This is a genomic window from Acinetobacter sp. ANC 4173 (assembly GCF_004331255.1).
GTDB lineage: Bacteria > Pseudomonadota > Gammaproteobacteria > Pseudomonadales > Moraxellaceae > Acinetobacter.
The window spans coordinates 60,810-79,728 of sequence record NZ_SJOF01000016.1 but is presented as its reverse complement, the minus strand read 5'-3'; the positions used below and the strand labels follow the sequence as shown (position 1 = coordinate 79,728).

The 18,919-nt window shown below is 44.9% G+C and carries 20 protein-coding genes; 8 read left to right on the top strand and 12 right to left on the bottom strand.

Going from position 1 to position 18,919, the window contains the following annotated elements; all coding sequences use genetic code 11:
- Positions 1 to 64 precede the first annotated feature (64 nt).
- Entirely contained in the window at positions 65 to 688 is a 624-nt protein-coding gene (locus E0H94_RS16105) for a TetR/AcrR family transcriptional regulator (protein ID WP_131327431.1), read from the bottom strand.
- A 145-nt stretch (positions 689 to 833) separates the two neighbouring features.
- Between E0H94_RS16105 and E0H94_RS16100 the strand changes: the two genes are divergently transcribed.
- From E0H94_RS16100 to dnaJ, 4 genes are all read left to right on the top strand, one after another.
- Positions 834 to 1,955 carry an efflux RND transporter periplasmic adaptor subunit gene (locus E0H94_RS16100; protein WP_131327430.1) on the top strand — a complete coding sequence of 374 codons (1,122 nt, stop codon included), beginning with the start codon at positions 834 to 836 and terminating at the stop codon, positions 1,953 to 1,955.
- Complete coding sequence (locus E0H94_RS16095) at positions 1,952 to 5,074, top strand: efflux RND transporter permease subunit (RefSeq protein WP_131327429.1); 3,123 nt, start codon at positions 1,952 to 1,954, stop codon at positions 5,072 to 5,074. Before E0H94_RS16100 ends, E0H94_RS16095 begins: the two co-directional genes overlap by 4 nt.
- 141 nt (positions 5,075 to 5,215) lie before the next feature.
- Complete coding sequence (locus E0H94_RS16090; protein WP_131327428.1) at positions 5,216 to 5,590, top strand: hypothetical protein; 375 nt, start codon at positions 5,216 to 5,218, stop codon at positions 5,588 to 5,590.
- 106 nt (positions 5,591 to 5,696) lie between these two features.
- On the top strand, positions 5,697 to 6,806 hold the full coding sequence (dnaJ, locus tag E0H94_RS16085) for a molecular chaperone DnaJ (protein WP_131327427.1): 1,110 nt from the start codon (positions 5,697 to 5,699) through the stop codon (positions 6,804 to 6,806).
- 53 nt (positions 6,807 to 6,859) lie between these two features.
- Here dnaJ and E0H94_RS16080 read toward each other — a convergent pair whose 3' ends face one another.
- Complete coding sequence (locus E0H94_RS16080; protein WP_131327426.1) at positions 6,860 to 7,114, bottom strand: hypothetical protein; 255 nt, start codon at positions 7,112 to 7,114, stop codon at positions 6,860 to 6,862.
- 292 nt (positions 7,115 to 7,406) lie between these two features.
- Here E0H94_RS16080 and dapB point away from each other — a divergent pair, with 292 nt between their 5' ends.
- Positions 7,407 to 8,228, top strand: coding sequence for a 4-hydroxy-tetrahydrodipicolinate reductase (gene dapB, locus E0H94_RS16075; RefSeq protein WP_131327425.1), 822 nt, complete (start codon positions 7,407 to 7,409; stop codon positions 8,226 to 8,228).
- Positions 8,229 to 8,287: 59 nt separating this feature from the next.
- On the top strand, positions 8,288 to 8,932 hold the full coding sequence (locus E0H94_RS16070; RefSeq protein ID WP_131327424.1) for an START domain-containing protein: 645 nt from the start codon (positions 8,288 to 8,290) through the stop codon (positions 8,930 to 8,932).
- A gap of 58 nt (positions 8,933 to 8,990) precedes the next feature.
- Here E0H94_RS16070 and E0H94_RS16065 read toward each other — a convergent pair whose 3' ends face one another.
- Both E0H94_RS16065 and dkgB read right to left on the bottom strand, forming a co-directional pair.
- Positions 8,991 to 10,160, bottom strand: a complete 1,170-nt coding sequence (locus tag E0H94_RS16065; protein ID WP_131327423.1) for an MFS transporter — start codon at positions 10,158 to 10,160, stop codon at positions 8,991 to 8,993.
- A gap of 9 nt (positions 10,161 to 10,169) precedes the next feature.
- Positions 10,170 to 10,973, bottom strand: a complete 804-nt coding sequence (gene dkgB, locus E0H94_RS16060; RefSeq protein ID WP_131327422.1) for a 2,5-didehydrogluconate reductase DkgB — start codon at positions 10,971 to 10,973, stop codon at positions 10,170 to 10,172.
- Between the two features lie 110 nt (positions 10,974 to 11,083).
- Here dkgB and E0H94_RS16055 point away from each other — a divergent pair, with 110 nt between their 5' ends.
- On the top strand, positions 11,084 to 11,974 hold the full coding sequence (locus E0H94_RS16055; RefSeq protein ID WP_131327421.1) for a LysR family transcriptional regulator: 891 nt from the start codon (positions 11,084 to 11,086) through the stop codon (positions 11,972 to 11,974).
- Here E0H94_RS16055 and E0H94_RS16050 read toward each other — a convergent pair.
- Complete coding sequence (locus tag E0H94_RS16050; RefSeq protein ID WP_131327420.1) at positions 11,934 to 12,335, bottom strand: hypothetical protein; 402 nt, start codon at positions 12,333 to 12,335, stop codon at positions 11,934 to 11,936. The genes E0H94_RS16055 and E0H94_RS16050 overlap by 41 nt on opposite strands.
- Positions 12,336 to 12,432: 97 nt before the next feature.
- On the opposite strand from E0H94_RS16050, the gene E0H94_RS16045 reads away from it, so the two are divergent.
- Positions 12,433 to 13,875 (top strand): PLP-dependent aminotransferase family protein, encoded by a 1,443-nt coding sequence (locus E0H94_RS16045; RefSeq protein ID WP_131327419.1) that lies wholly within the window; start codon positions 12,433 to 12,435, stop codon positions 13,873 to 13,875.
- Here the strand turns inward: E0H94_RS16045 and ahr are convergent.
- The 7 genes from ahr to E0H94_RS16010 form a co-directional block, all read right to left on the bottom strand.
- On the bottom strand, positions 13,845 to 14,882 hold the full coding sequence (gene ahr, locus E0H94_RS16040; RefSeq protein ID WP_131327418.1) for an NADPH-dependent aldehyde reductase Ahr: 1,038 nt from the start codon (positions 14,880 to 14,882) through the stop codon (positions 13,845 to 13,847). The two genes, E0H94_RS16045 and ahr, sit on opposite strands and share 31 nt — an antisense overlap.
- Before the next feature lie 27 nt (positions 14,883 to 14,909).
- Entirely contained in the window at positions 14,910 to 15,473 is a 564-nt protein-coding gene (locus tag E0H94_RS16035) for a DNA-3-methyladenine glycosylase I (RefSeq protein WP_131327417.1), read from the bottom strand.
- A 25-nt stretch (positions 15,474 to 15,498) separates the two neighbouring features.
- Complete coding sequence (locus E0H94_RS16030) at positions 15,499 to 15,744, bottom strand: hypothetical protein (RefSeq protein ID WP_116762194.1); 246 nt, start codon at positions 15,742 to 15,744, stop codon at positions 15,499 to 15,501.
- Positions 15,745 to 15,762: 18 nt separating this feature from the next.
- Positions 15,763 to 16,302, bottom strand: a complete 540-nt coding sequence (locus E0H94_RS16025; protein ID WP_131327416.1) for a M23 family metallopeptidase — start codon at positions 16,300 to 16,302, stop codon at positions 15,763 to 15,765.
- A 65-nt stretch (positions 16,303 to 16,367) separates the two neighbouring features.
- On the bottom strand, positions 16,368 to 17,396 hold the full coding sequence (mutY, locus tag E0H94_RS16020) for an A/G-specific adenine glycosylase (RefSeq protein WP_131327415.1): 1,029 nt from the start codon (positions 17,394 to 17,396) through the stop codon (positions 16,368 to 16,370).
- A gap of 124 nt (positions 17,397 to 17,520) precedes the next feature.
- The gene (locus tag E0H94_RS16015; RefSeq protein WP_131327414.1) at positions 17,521 to 17,886 is read right to left on the bottom strand and encodes an HIT family protein; all 366 of its coding nucleotides are present in this window, start codon (positions 17,884 to 17,886) and stop codon (positions 17,521 to 17,523) included.
- 75 nt (positions 17,887 to 17,961) lie between these two features.
- Positions 17,962 to 18,702 (bottom strand): dienelactone hydrolase family protein, encoded by a 741-nt coding sequence (locus tag E0H94_RS16010; protein WP_131327413.1) that lies wholly within the window; start codon positions 18,700 to 18,702, stop codon positions 17,962 to 17,964.
- Between the last annotated feature and the right edge of the window lie 217 nt (positions 18,703 to 18,919).

The window sequence follows — 18,919 nt, the reverse complement described above, 5'->3', positions numbered from 1 at the left end:
GCTTTTGTTGATAAAACTAGCAATTGGATAATGGAATGAAGCTGAGAGACAATCAAAATGGACGCTAGGCATGCGATCCATACTTCAGCATGAATAACTCGATACTTTGTTGAATGATTTCCTGCTGTTGTTGAGGCGTTGGAATCGCACGTACACCCAGTAAAATTTCTAAATGGCGCAGTCCTAGCAGTAAAGACAGCAGCAATAGGCGTTGCTGTTCGACATCCCCATGTTGAATAAAACCGAATGCTGCGGCTTGTTGAAAAAATGCTTCCCAGCCATCACTCATTTTTTGATGAGAGGCATTATAAAACTGCAGCGCCAAGGGGTTTTGTTCGGCGGCCAGTTCAATCAGCAAATGTTCCAGTTTCACTGCTTCGGGTAAGTAGACAATGTTCAAGGCGATTTGGCAGGCTTGAGCAAAAGCCTCAACAAAATCGCTGTCTGCATGTAATTCAAAAGGACGTGTTGCCATTAAACTTTCGCAGGTGAGTTCAATCGCGCAGGTAAATAGACTGGCTTTGTCTTGAAAATGATTATAAATCGTCAGCTTAGTGACCCCAGCCTCTTGGGCAATTTGGTTCATGCTCGAACCATGATAGCCCTGTTTTAGGAACAGGTTTCTGGCAGCCAGCAGAATTTGCTTATGCTTTTCTAAATCTTTGGGCCGACCGACATTCATTTGCACAAATTTTTCCACTTTCGCTTAATTAAGTCATTTACTTTAAACAGGGCTTTTAATTAATGTACCGCATGGTATATTAATTAAAATTTGTTCAAAGAACAGCATAGTATTTTGCCCTAAAAATGACATTTAGATAAGAGCACAACGCATGAACCCTGCCAAGACCTTAATTGCCAGTCTTATAATTTTATCCAGTTTGACCCTTTGGGGCTGTAGTCGAGAACAGGCGACAACAGAACAAGTTCCTTTTGTTATGGTGGCACAACCATCCACTTCTTTAACTGAACAAAAAAGTTATGCGGGTGAAGTTAAAGCTCGACAACAAACGGATTTGGCATTTCGGGTGTCTGGGCAGGTCATGCAACGTTTTGTCGATGTTGGCGATCAGGTTCGGGTTGGGCAGGTTCTGGCAAAGCTGGATGTAAAAGATGCTGAATTACAATTAAATGCTTCCCGCGCGCAATTGCAAAGTGCTCAGTCCGCAGCGAAAGTGGCAGAACAGGAGCTGACACGCTTTAAGCAATTGTTGCCAATGAACGCCGTGAGCCGTTCACAATACGATGCGATGAATAATCAGTATCAAGCTGCATTGGCCAGTCTAAAACAGGCGCAATCCAACCATGAAGTCAGTCAAAACCAGACCCATTATAACCAACTCGTTGCAGACAAAAGAGGGGTGATTACCGCACGTCATATTGAAGTAGGGCAGGTGGTTGCAGCAGGGCAAGCGGCTTATCAATTGGCGATTTCGGGTGAGCGTGAAGTGCTCATTGGCGTGCCTGAGCAAGCCATTAATGACATCCGTATTGGGCAGGAAGCATGGGTGACTTTGTGGTCGAAGCCACAGGAAAAATTTGCGGGTTATGTGCGTGAAATTTCTCCTGCGGCGGATCAGTCGCGTACCTTTAGTGTAAAAGTTGCCTTAAAGACCCAGAGTCAAGAGATTCAATTGGGGCAAAGTGCACGAGTCTTTTTTAGTCGCTTGCAGCACAATATCTTAAGTGTGCCCTTATCCAGTGTGTCGGCGAATGAACAACAGGCCTTTGTGTGGGTGGTTGACCCAGATTCGCGAATCCATAAAGTATCAGTCACCTTAGGGGCTTATGGGCGCGATACAGTATCTGTGTTATCAGGATTAAAACCAGAGGATTATGTGGTGATTGGGGGCGTACATCTGTTGCATGAGCAACAAAAAATTCGCCCGATTGATCGAGAAAATCGAGCAGTGCAACTGTCTAGTACCAAGTCTGCGACAGGAGCGAAATCATGAATTTTAACCTGTCGGAATGGGCACTGAAAAACAAAGGCTTAGTTCTGTATTTGATGATCTTGTTGGGCATCGTCGGCATGGTGTCCTATTCCAAGTTGTCGCAAAGTGAAGATCCGCCGTTTACCTTTAAAGTCATGGTGGTGCAAACCTATTGGCCGGGTGCAACAGCGAAGCAAGTGTCGCTGCAAGTGACTGACCGTATTGAAAAAGAACTCATGAGCACAGGCAATTATGAGCGCATTATGGCGTACTCACGTCCTGGGGAGTCGTTGGTCACTTTTTTTGCGAAAGATTCGTTGCACTCGGCACAAATTCCTGATGTCTGGTATGACGTACGTAAAAAGGTCAATGACATTCGGCATGAACTGCCGAGTGATGTGCAAGGCCCATTTTTTAATGATGAGTTTGGCGATACCTTCGGCAATATTTACGTACTCACGGGCAAGGGCTTTGATTATGCGGTACTCAAAGAATATGCCGACCGCTTACAGCTGCAATTACAGCGGGTCCAAGATGTGGGTAAGGTGGATTTAATTGGGCTGCAAGATCAGAAAATTTGGATAGATTTATCCAATACCAAAGCCACGCAACTAGGCATTCCTATCACTGCGATTCAGCAGGCTTTACAGCAACAAAATGCCATAGCCAGCGCAGGTTATTTTGAAACTCAGACCGATCGTATTCAAATTCGCGTGAGTGGTCAGTTGCATAACGTCGAAGACCTGAAAAAAATGCCATTGTTGGTCAATGGTCAAACCATCCAATTGGGCGATGTGGCAGAGGTGTATCGCGGCTTTAGTGAACCTGCCCAGCCACGCATGCGTTTTATGGGTGAAAACGGCATTGGTATTGCGGTTTCGATGCGTAAGGGAGGCGATATTCTGGCTTTGGGGGAAAACTTGCAGGCCGAGTTTGCAACCTTGCAGAAAAGCTTACCTTTGGGGATGCAGCTACAAAAAGTCTCTGATCAGCCAGTCGCAGTTGAACGCAGCGTACATGAATTCATGAAAGTCTTGGCCGAGGCCGTGATGATTGTGCTGTTGGTGAGTTTCTTTTCTTTGGGTTTCCGTACTGGCTTGGTGGTGGCATTTTCCATTCCACTGGTACTGGCCATGACCTTTGCAGGCATGAATTTATTTGATGTCGGGCTGCATAAAATTTCTTTAGGCGCACTGATTTTAGCCCTCGGTTTGTTGGTCGATGATGCCATTATTGCCATCGAAATGATGGCGATTCGCATGGAACAAGGCTATAGCCGCTTGCAAGCCGCGGGGTTTGCGTGGAAAACCACGGCATTTCCGATGCTGACGGGGACATTAATTACTGCCGCAGGATTCTTGCCGATTGCCACTGCGGCTTCTAGCACGGGAGAATATACCCGTTCCATTTTTCAGGTGGTGACCATTGCGTTAATTGTGTCTTGGTTTGCTGCGGTACTGTTTGTCCCTTATTTGGGAGATAAGTTATTGCCTGATTTTCAGCAACGGCCGACTCGAGCACCTTGGTATCAAAGGCTTTGGGCACGCTTTAGAAAAAAAACTGCGCCACAGCCTGTTATGGTGCACGGCCTAGAACATGATCCCTATCAGACCCAGTTTTATCAACGTTTTCGCGCATGGGTCAACTGGTGTGTGACCTATCGTAAAACGGTGATTGCCGCAACCTTGGGTATGTTTGTGCTCTCCGTGTTGATGTTTAAATGGGTGCCGCAACAATTTTTCCCCTCGTCGAATCGTGCTGAAATTTTAGTGGATTTAAAACTTGAAGAAGGCGCTTCTCTCAAAGCCACAGAAGCGGCCGTGAAAAAAGTCGAGCATTTCCTTTCGAAACAACACGGGATTGAAAATTATGTGGCTTATGTGGGGACAGGTTCGCCGCGTTTTTATTTACCTTTAGATCAGCAATTGCCCCAAACCAGTTTTGCTCAGTTTGTGGTGCTGGCATCCTCTTTAGATGATCGCAATGACATTCGCCACTCTCTAGAGCAGCAGATTCGTCAATTACTGCCTGAAGTGCGGACACGGGTTTCCTTATTGGAAAATGGTCCACCTGTAGGCTATCCAATTCAGTATCGTATTTCGGGAGAAGATCTCAATTCGGTTCGCCAATCGGCGCAAAAAGTTGCTGCTGTAGTGGGGGCAAATCCGAATACCACCAATGTGCATTTAGATTGGGGTGAACCCAGCAAGATTATTCAATTGCAGATCGATCAAGACCGTGCCCGCCAAATGGGAGTTTCGAGCGTAGATTTAGCCAATTTCCTGAATAGTTCAATTCAGGGAGCGGTATTGCAACCCTACCGTGAAAAGCGCGAGTTAATTGATATTCGTTTACGCGGCGATGAAGCGGAGCGTTTGAGCGTAGAATCACTGGCCAGTTTGGCAGTACCGACTACCCAAGGGACTTTTGTACCATTGGCCCAGATTGCCAAAATTGAATACCGTTTTGAAGAGGGGTTGATTTGGCATCGTAATCGTTTACCGACCATTACCGTGCGCGCGGATATTCGTACCAAATTACAACCCGCAACGGTGGTGGCGGAATTGTCCGATGCCATGCAGCAAGTCCGTGCAGAATTGCCCGCGGGTTATTTGTTAGACGTCGGGGGGACCGTCGAAGAATCGGCCCGCGGGCAAAAGTCAGTCAATGCGGGCATGCCACTGTTCTTGGCCGTGGTCATGACCTTGTTGATGATTCAACTTAAAAGTATTTCCCGCGCCAGTATGGTCTTACTCACGGCACCGCTTGGTTTAATTGGGGTGGTATTATTCTTGTTATTGTTTAATAAGCCATTTGGTTTTGTGGCGATGTTGGGCACGATTGCCCTTTCTGGCATGATTATGCGGAATTCTTTGATTTTGATTGATCAAATTGAACAAGACCGTGCAGCAGGACAAACCGCATGGGAGGCGATTATTGAAGCGACCGTACGCCGTTTCCGTCCAATTTTGTTAACTGCACTGGCCGCAGTTCTGGCCATGATCCCATTATCACGCAGTATTTTCTTTGGGCCGATGGCGGTGGCGATTATGGGTGGCTTAATAGTTGCGACTTTGCTCACACTATTCTTTTTACCTGCTTTATATGCGCAATGGTTTAAGGTGAAAAAGACCGCTTAGTACAAAATATTTTAGTAATATCAGGTGCGAAAGTTCGAAAATTTCAATATAGTAGCACCTTATATTTTTATTAAATTTCAGTTTAGGAATTTTGCTACATATTAAAAAAAACAAAGATGTAGTAATGAGGTTTAATCGCACATGAAGCAAGACAGTTTAACCAAGTATCGCCGTTCTATCGCGATTTCTTATGTCTTCATGTTTTTGGCATTATTTACCATTATCAGCGGTATTTTTGCTTATTGGTTTGCCCGTAAAGTGACCCAAATGGACACTGAAGTCTGGTTACAAGCCCAAGCCCTTTGGATTATACGAAATATCATTATTTATACCGTACTCAGTTTATTTGCGGCCTTGTGGTTTATTCCTTTATGTTTCTTCACTTGGAATAGCGCGCTTTGGGTCACGGGTTGTACTGTTGCAGGCGTGGTATTTGGATTGATTGCCTTTTTATATCTACTGAATGCTTGGATTAAAGGGCTTTCTAAGTTTATAAAAAATAAAGCGGTTTTCTAAAATTTGTAAATTTTTTAGCATTTTCCCCTTGTAAAATCACGTTTCACCCCCAATTTCAGAGCATTGTTCAGTATCAAATGAAATTCCGTGAGGAGCATCGCCAGCTATGGCTAAACGTGATTATTATGAGGTTTTAGGTGTCGCTAAAACCGCTAGTGATGATGAAATTAAAAAAGCCTACCGTAAGTTGGCGATGAAATATCATCCAGACCGTAACCCAGACAATCCTGAAGCTGAAGAAAAGTTTAAAGAAGCTTCGGAAGCGTATGAAATTCTTTCCGACAGCGAAAAGCGCAGCATGTATGACCGTATGGGTCATGGTGCATTTGAAGGTGGCGGCGGTGGAGGTGGCTTCGGCGGTTTCAGTGCAGAAGATATTTTCAGCCAATTTGGTGATATTTTCGGTGGAGCCTTTGGTGGGGGCGGACGTGGTCAGCAGCGCCAACGCCGTGGTTCTGACTTACGTTATGTTATGGAACTCACCCTAGAAGAAGCAGTAAAAGGGGTCAAAAAGACCATTACTTTTACAGCGCCAGCACCATGTGACAGCTGTGACGGTAAAGGTTCTAAAAACCCGAACGATGTTGAAACGTGTAAAACCTGTCATGGGGCAGGTCAAGTGCGTATGCAGCAAGGCTTTTTCTCGGTACAGCAAACTTGTGGTACCTGTCGTGGCCAAGGCAAGATTATTAAAAACCCTTGTCAAAAATGTCATGGTTCAGGTGTCTCTGACCGTCAGCAAACTTTAGAAGTGACGATTCCTGCTGGGGTAGACAATGGCGATCGCGTTCGTTTAAGCGGTAAAGGTGAAGCCATTCGTGATGGTCAATCGGGTGACTTATACGTAGAAGTTGTGGTACGTGAACACGAAATTTTCCAACGTGATGGTGCAGATCTGTATATGGATGTGCCTGTAAGCATTGCGGATGCCGCTTTGGGTAAAGAAATTGAGATTCCAACGCTGGAAGGTCGTGTGAGTTTGAAAATTCCTGAAGGCACGCAAACTGGAAAAATGTTCCGTTTACGTGGCAAAGGGGTCAAACCTGTACGTACCAGTATGCAGGGTGATTTACTCTGCCGTATTGTGGTGGAAACACCTGTGAACTTGACAGCGCGTCAACGTGAATTGTTGAAAGAACTGCAAGTGACTTTAGATGGTGAAGACAATAACTCTTCGCCAAAGAAAAAGTCATTCTTTGATCGTTTGTTTGATTAATTCAAAGCAATAAAAAAAGGGCGTGTAAAACATGCCCTTTTTTTATGTCTGTTTTATTGTGCGATCGGGGCATCAATTGCTTCAACACTCACCGTTTCTTCAATAGGTGGTTGCGCTGCACTCACGGATGCTTGAGTGGCATTGGTTGCCTTACGTTCGGCCAGGCTTCCAGGTTGACCATTAACGGTGGTCATAATTTTAACCCCAGCCAAACTGTCAACGCTGTCGCCAGATTGGGCAGCAGGTTCAGCATACACATGAGCAGCAACAGTACACAGTAAAGCGAGTATTATTTTTTTCGAATGCATAGAAAGTCTCCTGACAATTTTTATCTTGATGATTCGTGATGGCTAGTCTGCGTAAGCAAGATGTAAATTGTGTGAAAAAAGAGAGACTTCATTTTCATTTTTAAAGATTTTTTTCGATATAAAGCTACGTCATGATCTAATTCTTCACTATCTCGATGCGTTGAGATAGGACAATCTGAAGTTTAAATCGATTCAACCAAGATTTTTGCGAAAAAATTAGATTACAACTTAGTCGTGTTCCAGAGTTTTGCTATAGTAAAGGCAATTTTAAATTCGAGATTAGGAACGGATTATGTCTACAAATCCACGTATTGGGGTATTGGGTGCAGGCGGTCGTATGGGGCGCGTTCTGATTCAAGCGGTACAACAAGCGGGCTATCAACTGGCTGCTGCGGTTGCGCGACCAGAAAGCAGTTTAGTGGGTTCAGATGCCGGTGAGCTTGCAGGCATTGGCAACATTGGTGTGAAGATTGTGGGCAGTCTGCAAGAAATCTTACCTGTATGTGATGTGGTGATTGATTTTACTGGCCCTGTTGCCACCGAACAGCACTTAAAGCTTTGCCGTGAAGCGGGTGTCGCCATGGTCATTGGTACCACTGGCATGAATGATGAGCAAAAAGCACTTCTTGATGAAACATCAACTCATACGCCTGTGGTCTATGCAGCCAACTATTCTGTGGGTGTGAATGTATCGATTAAATTATTGGAACTGGCATCAAAAGTCTTTGGCGATACCGTCGATATTGAAATCATTGAAGCGCATCACCGCCATAAAGTCGATGCGCCATCAGGTACAGCTTTAATGATGGGTGAAGCCATTGCAGATGCTTTAGGTCGCGACTTGAAACAAGATGCCGTATATTGCCGTGAAGGTCATACTGGTCCACGTGAACGTCAAAGCATTGGTTTTCAAACCATTCGTGGCGGTGACATTGTGGGTGAACACACTGCAATGTTTATTGGTGAAGGTGAGCGTGTAGAAATTACCCACAAAGCCACCAACCGCATGAATTTTGCTTCGGGTGCCGTTCGTGCCGCAGCATGGGTGGTTGGGCGTGACGCACGCAAATATGACATGAAAGATGTACTGGGTTTTAATGATATTCAGGTGTAAAACACAGATCTGAATTTGCTAAAACATTTGCATAAAATTAAAATAAAAAGCTGAATTAAATGAAAATAAAACTCATCACTTGCTGTGCTGTAGCCTTGTTTGCTACAGCACAGGCCAAGTCTATCGACAATGCCAAACTCAGTATTAACAAGCAAAATATCAAAGTTTGGACCTATCAAAATAGTACAAACCCTGTGGTGTTGTATAAAGCCGAAACCCATTTTGATGTCCCGATTGAAAAGGCAGCTGCCCTGATTTTGGATGTGGAACAAGCGCCCAAATGGGTGCCTTATATGGGCAGTGTCAAAGTCTTATCTCGTGACGACAGCAAAGGCGAGTTTCTGTTGTATATGGTGCTGGATTTTCCCTTTCCTTTAAAAGACCGAGATTTGGTGGTAAAGGGGAAAATGAGTAAAGATGCCCAAGGCATGATTCATATTCAAAACAAGGCTGTGAATCAAGGCTATCCGTTAAATCCAAATTATGTACGTTTAAGCCGTTATGAAGGTGATTGGACCTTTCAGAAACTGGGGAAGCAGAAGGTCAAAGTTTCGACCTATGGCTATGCTGATCCAGACGGTTCTATTCCGCTGAGTGCTGTGAATTTATTTGTCGAGCAGCAGCCATATCAAATGTTGTTAAAAATGAAGGATGAATTGGCAAAACCGCGGAATTATGCAGCTTTGCCAATCGCATTACGCTAGTCAATATGATGTTAAAATCGACATGGATTTAGTGTTCAAGACATTGAGGCTCTATTTTTTATGTTTGGCTTTGCACAAGCTGTTTGTTCAGTAACATTTTTTGTAAGCCGATCAACAGCAAGGCGAGACCACTTAATAGTGCCCCGATCCATGCCACCGCCGTATAGCTGAGTCCAAAACTGAGTACGCTGGCACCCGCCAGTGCACCTAAGGCATTGCCTAAATTAAAGGCACCAATATTGACCGAAGAGGCCAGCCCAGAGGCTTCATGTGCAACCGACATAACGCGCATTTGTAAGGGGGGAACCACTGCAAATGCAGCTGCACCCCAGAGGGTTAATGCAATGGCTGCCCCAATGGCGGTTTGCGCCAACCATGGAAACAGCAACATCATGATGCAGAGTAAGCTGAGAAAGCCCAATAGCGTCCGATCCAGTGAGCGATCTGCGAATTTGCCCCCCAGATGATTGCCAATTGAAAAGCCCATCCCAACCAGAACCAACATGAACGTGATCAGGCTGGGTGTAGCCTGAGTGAAGTTTTGCAAACTGGGTGCAATGTAGGTATACAGCGCGAACATTGCGCCTGAGCTCAGGACTGTGGTCAATAATGCCAAAACCACAGGTAAGCGACGGAGTACCTTGAGTTCCTGAACAATATTGGGTCGAGCACTGGCTTGACCTTCGGGCAGTGCTTTCCAGAGTGCAAGCATGGTGATTATGCCCAATAGAGCGATGCTCAGAAAAGCAATGCGCCAACCAATATGTTGCCCCACCCAAGTGGCGAATGGAACACCGCCAATATTGGCTAGGGTCAGTCCCATAAACATGGCTGCGACAGCCCGGGCTTGTTTCTCTTTGGGCACCACACTGGCGGCGACTACAGCACCAATACCAAAGAATGCACCATGATTTAAACTGGTTATGAGGCGTGCCAGCATTAAGCTGGAATAGCTGTGGGCAAAGTAAGCCAAAAGATTCCCCACGGTAAAAATCAGCATAAGCAGAATCAGGGCACGTCGTTTGGAATAGCGGCTAAACCACAGTGTCATCAATGGGGCGCCCAACATCACCCCAATCGCATAGGCACTGATAAGCATACCTGCTTGCGGAATAGAAATACTCAGATCACGGGCAATTTCAGGTAAAAAGCCCATGGGGGAAAATTCTGTGGTTCCAATGGCAAAGGCGCCTATTGCCAGCGCCAATAACGGATCATTCACTTTCATCGGATTGCCCTAGTCCCACTCGGGAGCGAGTTGTTCAGGATTTACCTCACGTGAGTTTCGGTCGAGTTCAGCAATTGCCTGCATCTGTTCAGGAGTGAGCTGTAAATCTTGCGCTTTTAAATTTGCCCACAAATGCGCCCGTTGTGTAGAAGAGGGAATGACGGCATAACCTTGTTGCAGCGCCCATGCCAATGCCACTTGCGCGGGACTGGCATGGATGTGCTGGGCAATAGTCTGTAAGACAGGATCTTGCAGCACTTTGCCATAGGCCAAAGTCATGTAAGAGGTCACATCAATCTGTTGCTGTTGCAGATAACTGACCAAGGGACGATTTTGTAAATAAGGACTCAGTTCAATTTGATTGGTGGCAATATGCTCGAGTCCAATACTGTTAATTGCCTGTTGGGTTAGGGCAATATTAAAATTTGAGATGCCGATATGTTCGGTCAGTCCTAATTGCTTGGCATGCAGCAAGGCTTGCATCACTTCCTCAATTGAAACGCCCAGTTGTGGGGCAGGCCAATGAATTAACGTCAAATTCACAGCATCCGTGCCTAATTTTTGTAGGCTCTGTTTTAAGCTCAGAATCAATTGCTCTGGAGCGTAATTTTCAGTCCAGATTTTGGTGGTCAAAAATAATTCATGATGGGGTACACCACTGTTGGCAATGGCTTGACCAATTTTAGCTTCATTGCCATAAATTTGTGCCGTATCAATGGCTCGATAGCCGACGTCAAGCGCAGTCTGAACCGCATCCCTTACCGTTGCACCCGTCAAGCGAAAGGTACCCATTCCCATTTTTGGAACAATCATGTTTTTCTCAACCGAACTTTTTAAAGATAGAGCTATTTTGCTGAAATAACTGTTGTGGAAAAATCTAGGAATTTGCAAAATATTCTTGACCAATAATCAATAAAATGACGATGAAATCGACCATTGAAGAATTAAATGCTTTTGTCCAGATTGTCGAAAGTGGCTCGATTGTGAAAGCTGCGGAGCAATTAGGACAAACCACATCGGGTGTTAGTCGTGCCTTGCAGCGCTTGGAAAGCAAACTCAAGGTGACCCTGCTGGAACGGACTACGCGCAAGTTGAAACTGACGCAAGAAGGGCAGTTGTTTCTGGAAAAATCGCGCAAGATTTTGAATGATTTGACCGAAGCTGAAGATGCTTTATTAAAATCTGATCATGATATTTCAGGTCTCATTCGGGTCGATTCTGCGACGCCTTTTGTACTGCATGTGATTGTGCCGCTGATTCAAGAGTTCATGCAGCAATATCCGAAGATTGAAATTGAATTGAATAATCACGATCAGATTATTGATTTACTGGAACATAAAACCGATGTAGCGATTCGTTTTGGCGAGTTAAATGATTCCAGCTTACATGCCAAACTGTTATGTCGTAGCCGCCTGTATATTGTGGCCAGTCCTGATTATTTAGCCCAACATGGCACGCCCAACCAGCCTGAGCAGTTGTTGCAGCACCTTTTGCTGGGTTTTACCCAGCCCACGCATTTAAATACTTGGCCCTTAATGTTGCAGGGACAACGTCTCAATATTCATCCCAAAATCAAGGCATCGAATGGGGAAACCGTACGTCAGTTGGTGCTGAACGGTACTGGGATTACCTGTTTATCGCGTTTTTTGGTTCAAGATGATCTCCACGCAGGACGTTTGGTGGCGCTATTTGAAGATCAGATTGAATTACATTATCAAAAAATCCATGCGGTGTACTACCAACAAGAGCACTTACCGAAACGGGTTCGCCTGTTCATTGAGTTTTTGGCGCAGAAACTTGCCATGTATCTGTAGTTTTAGGCAAATGAATTTGAACGGTTAACAGCGCTTGTCGTGGTGCATGGTTCGAATCCTGTTGAGCAATCGTAAAATGTTGAGCCTCGTTCCAACAGACAAACTGTAACTCTTTTCGCTGTGTTTCACCGATTAAGGTGGTACGGGTTGAGCCAGATTGATAGCTAAACAGGCGCTGCGGGATGACGCTATCCATGACATCGCTTTTCTGGTTCAATTCAAAGTTTTGTTGTCCCGACGTTTTTAAAAAACCTTCAATTAAAGACTGACAAATAAAATCATGTTGCTGTTGCCAAATTGATGTGCTCGGTTGGCAGGCGACAAGACACAGGGTGAGTACGACCAAGCTAAAACGATACATATTGATTTTCCCCAAGTAAAAATGAACTGTACGCTTAGCATAGGCAGGGTGTATTCTTGGTTACAGATACAAAATATATTAAAAAATGAGTACAGTGATGGGCATTCAATATCGGGATTTGGCACACCAGTTGGCACAGAAAATTTATGCGGGAGAATTGGGGGCAGGGCAGCGCTTGAGTTCGTTGCGTCATTTTGCCCAATCGCAACAAGTCAGCCTCAACACCGCCAAAAGCTGTTATGAACTATTAGAGGCACAAGGCTTAATTACGGCAAAACCTCAAGCAGGTTACTTTGTGCAACCACAAGCTTTGGCAGTCGCTGTGCCGCAGCATGTCGATTTTGCGGTGACGGCTCGAGACGTGTCTAATTTAGAACTGCAAATTGAAATTCAAGAGGCCTCCATTCATGATCAAATGATTCATTTGGGGGCTATTCAACTGTCACCGAATTTAGTGCCTGTAGAGGCACTTCGCCGTTCCATTCAGCGTGCGCTGAAACACAGTAAACCTGAAGATTTTTTGTATAGTGATAAACAGGGACATCGACGTTTAAGAGAGGCTTTGTCGGCACATTGGGCAGAAGATGGCATTTACATGGCAGCTGAAGATATTTATATCAGCAATGGTTGCATGCCTGCTTTGTCGGTGGTGATTCAAACTCTGACCCAAGAAGGCGATAGCATTATTGTACCGACGCCCAACTTTAATGGGCAGTTGCAATTGTTGGCGAGTCTGAATCGCAAAATTGTGGAAGTTCCAGCGCATGCCAATGGGTTTGATCTGAATCGATTTGAACAGGCGATGCGTGATTCGGGAGCCAAGGCCTGCTTACTCACTGCCAATTTTCAAAACCCTTTAGGCTTTTGTTTAAGCCCCGCAGAAAAAGAAAAAATTGCCCAGTTGGCAGCTCAATATCAGTGTTATGTCATTGAAGATGATATTTATGCCGAATGTAGTTTTGATTTAAAACGGCCATTGCCGATTCAGTACTGGGATCGACAGGGTTATGTCATTTACTGTGGCTCGGTTTCCAAGTCCTTATCTACTGCTTATCGGGTGGGGTGGTTTTGCATGCCGTCACGTTTAAACCATTTACGGGCACAACTTCTGACTCGACATGTTGCGGTGAATACCCCCTTGCAATTGGGCTTGGCCGATTTGATTTATAGTCGCGCCTATCGAGAGCATTTGAATCGTTTAAAACCCAGTTTAATGCAGCAGGTCGAGCAATATCGGCAATTTTTAATTCAGGCTTTTTCAGGTATCGAGATTCGCTTGAATCAGCCCAAAGGCGGCTATGCACTGTGGTTACAGTTGCCTGAAGCCATTCATAGTTTGGATTTGTATCATTATGCCCAACAGCAAGGCATCAGTATTGTGCCCGGTATCGTTTTTGGAGAAGAGCAGCGTTATAAAAATTGCATACGGTTAAATGCAGGTCATGAATTATCCGCCGAGATCCGCCAAGCGATTGAGTGCTTGGCAGATTGGACTCGACGGCAATTGGATTATGTTGTGCTTGATTCAAAGTCGGCTTGAAGCACAATCCGATAACGTGCTTGACCTGAGTGCAAACGCTCTATGGCCTGATTCAGTTGTGACATTGGGAACAGTTCAATTTGTGGCGCAATATTTTTACGTGCAGCGAACTTGAGCAGTTGACGTAATGCAGCAGGTGAACCTGTGGGGGAGCCTGTGATTGACTTTGCGCCGCCAATCAGGCTACCCGCATTAAACTTGATGGGTTCTAGTGGCAAGCCTAACAGATGGATGGTGCCATTTGGTGCTAGGGTACTGATATAAGCAGGCCAATTTAGTGTGACATTAACCGTACTGAGCAACAGATCAAATTTGCCTCGCTGGGTTTTCAGTGCATCTACATCGCGGCTATTTACCACATGGTCTGCGCCCATGGCTTTAAGTTCATCAGTCTTGTCCAGACTTGACGTAAAAGCGGTGATTTCACAGCCCCATGCTTTGAGTAACTTAATCGCGATATGCCCTAAGCCACCAATGCCAATCACACCGACATGATGGGTGGCTTGGATATGGTGTTTGAGCAAAGGATCAAAAACGGTAATCCCTCCACAGAGCAGAGGACCTGCGCTTTCAGGGTCTAAATCTTCAGGCAGCGGAATGACCCATTGCCATGCCGCTCGGACTTTATCAGCAAAGCCACCAGCATGACCCACAATGGTGGCGGTGCTGCCACTGCTACATAATACAGGCTGTCCTGCCACACATGGATCACAGTATTGACAGCTTTCCGCAGTCCAACCCAACCCTACGCGTTGACCTATCTGTAGTCCTTTGGCTTCTGAACCCATGCTTAAGATGGTGCCAATCACTTCATGCCCAGCGACCACAGGGTAAACGGAATTCCCCCACTGATTCTCAATCACTGAAACATCAGAATGACAGAGTCCACAATATTCCACTTTAATTTCAACTTGATGTGGTAGCAGTTCGCCTGCATCAAATTGAAAGGGTACCAGTGCCTCGCCTGCATGTAGGGCGGCATAGCTATTGATCAGATTATTACTCATGATGGCATCCTCTGTTTTTATGGGGGACTATTTTGTTGTATTTTTGGCGGGACAATGGTCTTCGTGATCATCGACCATACCCACGGCTTGCATAAAGGCATAACAGGTGGTTGGCCCCACAAATTTGAAGCCCTTTTTCTTTAAGGCTTTGGACATTTGCTGACTAATTTCAGTTTGTGCGGGTGCCGTTTTATAGTTGGGCACCGCATTCAGAATAGGGTTGTGGCTGACAAAACTCCATAACCAATCCACGACATTTTCTTGTTGTTTTAGACTTTGCCAAGCCCGTGCATTCTCCCGAATGGCGTGTAGTTTGCCAAGGTGTCGAATCAGCCCAGCATCTTGTAATTTGGCTTCTAGCTCAGCATCGCTCAGCTCGGCAATCTGTTGAATCGGATGCTGAAAAAAATGTTGGCGATAACTTTCCCGTTTTTTCAGTACGGTAATCCAAGAGAGACCCGCTTGCTGTCCTTCGAGACAGAGCATTTCAAATAAATGTTGTTCATCATGCACAGGTTGCCCCCATTCATGATCATGGTAGGCAATGTAGAGAGGATCCTCGGTACACCAGCCACAGCGTTGTTTAGTCATTGTTCCTCTCTATGTGGTTATCGATTTATAAAGTGAAATCTACCCATTGGTCTGTTTTGTTGTTCCAATAGAATAAGGTGGCATGTTGTAGATCGTTAAACGAAATCCAGAAATCTTTGCCTGATTTGTCTGCAAAACCCGTACTGATCAACAGGGCATCTTCGGTAATTTCCATGACCCAGCCCTGATAGCTTTGTCCTGCAACCACAATTTTTTGTTGATTGCCTGATTCTGCAAATTCAACCAGACGATTCATCAACACTTCAGACATGTGTATTTCCTAAAAAAATTAACGTAAATATGGAAAAGGATTGACTGCACCGCGACCTTTACCTGCTAAATAAATGCCATAATGCAAATGGGGTGCAGTCTGTCGAGCATTTCCCGTGTTGCCGACATAGCCAATCAGATCGCCTTTTTTGACATAATCTCCAACGGCCAGTCCGCGTTTGTGCTCATTTAAGTGTGCATAATAATGCCAAGAGCCACTGGGCCCCAACACCCAAATTACTTTACCACCCAAATTGTTATCGCGTAAGTCAGCAATTAATCCCTCGGTGGTGCTATACACTTTGGTTCCACGTGGAGCCATAATGTCGATGCCTTCATGTCGACGTCCCTGACTGCGTGAAGCACCCCATGTATCGGTCAATTGTTTGGTTTTAATATTTTGTACAGGAATGGGTAAGTTTGATTTGAGCGGCGTACGTTGTAAGTCTTGTACGGTAGATGGAGGCAGCCCAGAGCCTGTCTTCTTCGGTGTCGACGTACAGGCGGTGAGTGCCAAAAGACCGATTGTTAAACTGCTAATCGCAAACTGACGAAGCACAATTTTTCCTTTTGATTATTGTGATTTTCAAGAAGCTAAACTTTCAGTTTCAGACTATGTCATATCTATAAGGCAGAGATCAATTTTTTCATGGCAGTAGGTAGCCCCATTTGTGTAGCTTTTTGTGGCGTGTACCATGTGCCTGAGAGTTCAATGGCAATATGCTCTTTTTGTTCTGGTTCCACGTGGAAACAAATCGCGTCAAGTAGCCACGTAAAATGCGTAAAACTATGTGAGATTTGCGCATTATTGCTGTTTGGTTTTAGACCTAACATTTGTGTGGTGCGACTCAATTCAGCACAGTCGTCATAGATGGGTAGACTCCATAATCCGCCCCACAATCCAGTATTGGGACGTTGTAACCATAGCCATTGATCTTGGCACTGCAACACCATCACTTGTGCCGATCTTACAGGAACCGCTTTCTTGGGCTTTTTATACGGTAGTTCAGTTTCTAAGCCCTGTTGATGGGCTTTGCAGTGTTGCTGCATGGGGCAATACAAACACAACGGTTTTTTCGGGGTACAGATGGTTGCCCCTAAGTCCATAATGGCTTGGGTATAGTCATGATTCCGTTGTTCTGGGCACAGTTGTTCTGCCAGTTGCCACAGGGCACGTTCATGGATTGGTTTGCTGAGATCTTCTTCAATGGCAAAGAAACGGGCGAGCACGCGTTTTACGTTGCCATCCATAATTACGCCATATTGTCGTAAACCTAAGGACATTAATGCACCCGCCGTGGAGCGTCCGATGCCTGGCAGTGCCATCCAATCTTCTAAGTTGTTCGGGAAATGACCTTGCTGCGCTACGATTGCTGCGGCTTTGTGCAAGTTACGCGCACGCGCATAGTAGCCTAAACCTGCCCAGTAAGGAGCAACATCATCCCAAGAGGCACGACCTAAATCTTCAACTGTGGGGAAGCGTTGCACAAAGCGTTCAAAATATTGCAGTACGGTTTTGACTTGAGTCTGTTGCAACATAATCTCGGAAACCCATACTTGGTAGGGATTGTCTGCCACTTGCCAAGGCAGGTCATGGCGACCATGCAGGTCGAACCAGTCTAATAGGGCATCTGAGAAAGAAAACGAAGACATGTGAACTCAATACAATTTCAAGCGACTTAGTATAGCGGAGACATCCTGATTTTTGCTGAGTCTTGACAGGAAATTTAGGCATAAAAAAATGATGCGATCGCATCATTTTTTTCTGGGTGGCAGATTAAGCTTCGTTTAACATGCCCCAACGCGCATCGAGTTTTAGCGGTTGGTCATCATAACGAGGGATAATATGGATGTGCAAATGTTCAGATGCTTCACCAAACACCGAGCCATCGTTAAAGCCGATGTGAAAACCTGTAGGTTGATGACGCAGCTGGAGTTCATTGCGAGCCAGTTCTAAAAGCGACATTAAACTTTTACGTTCTTTGTCAGTAATATCAAAGAAAGAGCTGACATGGCGTAGAGGGATAATGACGCAATGTCCTTTAGAGAGTGCATTTGGCTCAGGTAGAATCACACCAAACTCATTTTTATCAATGATATCAAACTCATCGAAATTGCAGTATGGGCAGTTGTTCTCAGTCATTATCTTGTCCTCTTTACAAAGCATTGAAATTCAAAAATGATGTTGGATACAGCCAACATCCACGTTTCTATTTTTTTATTCAGCTAAACGACGTTGCAGTAGCTCATACATGGCTTCAAGCCCTTGTCGTTCCGCTTCAGCATTATAGCCTAAGTCTACACCATTGGCTTTGGCTCTTTCATCTGCTTGTGGGTTACTGAAACCATGCTTTGCATCTTCAAAGACAATGACTTCATGTGGAACTTGAGCGGCATACATTTCTTCACGGAAATGTGCAACATCATCTAAGCTAACCATGCTGTCGAGTTCACCATGCAAGACCAAAATTTCAGCTTTAACCTGACCGGCTTGGGCAGGCGCTTGTGCCGACAGGTTGGCGTGGAAGGTCACCACAGCTTTCAGTTCAGCACCCGAACGTGCCAAATCCAAAATCACTTTACCGCCATAACAGAAGCCAATTGCAGCCAGTTTATCTGCATTTACTTCGGTTTGTGCAGCCAAAGTCGCTAAACCTGCTGACGCACGAGTCACAATGGTGTCTGGGGCTTGGAAGGTTTGCATCATCCATTCATTGGCTTGCGCCGCAGACGTGGTCACATTTTTATTACCATACATATCAATAGCGAAGGCTGCATAGCCATGTTCTGCCAGTTCACGTGCACGTTGTTCTGTGTATTCATTACGCCCCCACCATTCAGGTGAGACCAAAATACCTGCAACAGGTTCAGCAGTGCTTGGTGCAGCAAAATATCCAATTAAGCGCGTACCATCTGCAGCAGTATATTCGATTTCACGGGTTTGAATGTTGGTGGTCATCCTTTTGTCCTTAGTATTATTGAGTACGAGAGTTGAATGATTAAAGCATAAAATAATCGATGATTTTGAAAAAATCACGTCATGGTGGTGAAGAAGTGTAAAAAAACATCTGTATATTTTGCTTAATTGGTTTAAATTATTGAAATTAAAATAAATTCATAAAAAATATTTCATTGGGTGAAAATAAAAAATATGAGTAGAACGTGGGGTTTCTATG

Coding starts and splice junctions, on each gene's coding strand:
- E0H94_RS16070 (WP_131327424.1), top strand. CDS start 8,288: ATGAAAATAAAACTCATCACTTGCTGTGCTGTAGCCTTGTTTGCTACA.
- E0H94_RS16090 (WP_131327428.1), top strand. CDS start 5,216: ATGAAGCAAGACAGTTTAACCAAGTATCGCCGTTCTATCGCGATTTCT.
- E0H94_RS16080 (WP_131327426.1), bottom strand. CDS start 7,114: ATGCATTCGAAAAAAATAATACTCGCTTTACTGTGTACTGTTGCTGCT.
- E0H94_RS16030 (WP_116762194.1), bottom strand. CDS start 15,744: ATGTCTGAAGTGTTGATGAATCGTCTGGTTGAATTTGCAGAATCAGGC.
- E0H94_RS16045 (WP_131327419.1), top strand. CDS start 12,433: ATGGGCATTCAATATCGGGATTTGGCACACCAGTTGGCACAGAAAATT.
- E0H94_RS16095 (WP_131327429.1), top strand. CDS start 1,952: ATGAATTTTAACCTGTCGGAATGGGCACTGAAAAACAAAGGCTTAGTT.
- E0H94_RS16035 (WP_131327417.1), bottom strand. CDS start 15,473: ATGACTAAACAACGCTGTGGCTGGTGTACCGAGGATCCTCTCTACATT.
- E0H94_RS16055 (WP_131327421.1), top strand. CDS start 11,084: ATGAAATCGACCATTGAAGAATTAAATGCTTTTGTCCAGATTGTCGAA.
- dkgB (WP_131327422.1), bottom strand. CDS start 10,973: ATGATTGTTCCAAAAATGGGAATGGGTACCTTTCGCTTGACGGGTGCA.
- E0H94_RS16050 (WP_131327420.1), bottom strand. CDS start 12,335: ATGTATCGTTTTAGCTTGGTCGTACTCACCCTGTGTCTTGTCGCCTGC.
- E0H94_RS16010 (WP_131327413.1), bottom strand. CDS start 18,702: ATGACCACCAACATTCAAACCCGTGAAATCGAATATACTGCTGCAGAT.
- E0H94_RS16015 (WP_131327414.1), bottom strand. CDS start 17,886: ATGACTGAGAACAACTGCCCATACTGCAATTTCGATGAGTTTGATATC.
- mutY (WP_131327415.1), bottom strand. CDS start 17,396: ATGTCTTCGTTTTCTTTCTCAGATGCCCTATTAGACTGGTTCGACCTG.
- E0H94_RS16100 (WP_131327430.1), top strand. CDS start 834: ATGAACCCTGCCAAGACCTTAATTGCCAGTCTTATAATTTTATCCAGT.
- E0H94_RS16065 (WP_131327423.1), bottom strand. CDS start 10,160: ATGAAAGTGAATGATCCGTTATTGGCGCTGGCAATAGGCGCCTTTGCC.
- dapB (WP_131327425.1), top strand. CDS start 7,407: ATGTCTACAAATCCACGTATTGGGGTATTGGGTGCAGGCGGTCGTATG.
- ahr (WP_131327418.1), bottom strand. CDS start 14,882: ATGAGTAATAATCTGATCAATAGCTATGCCGCCCTACATGCAGGCGAG.
- dnaJ (WP_131327427.1), top strand. CDS start 5,697: ATGGCTAAACGTGATTATTATGAGGTTTTAGGTGTCGCTAAAACCGCT.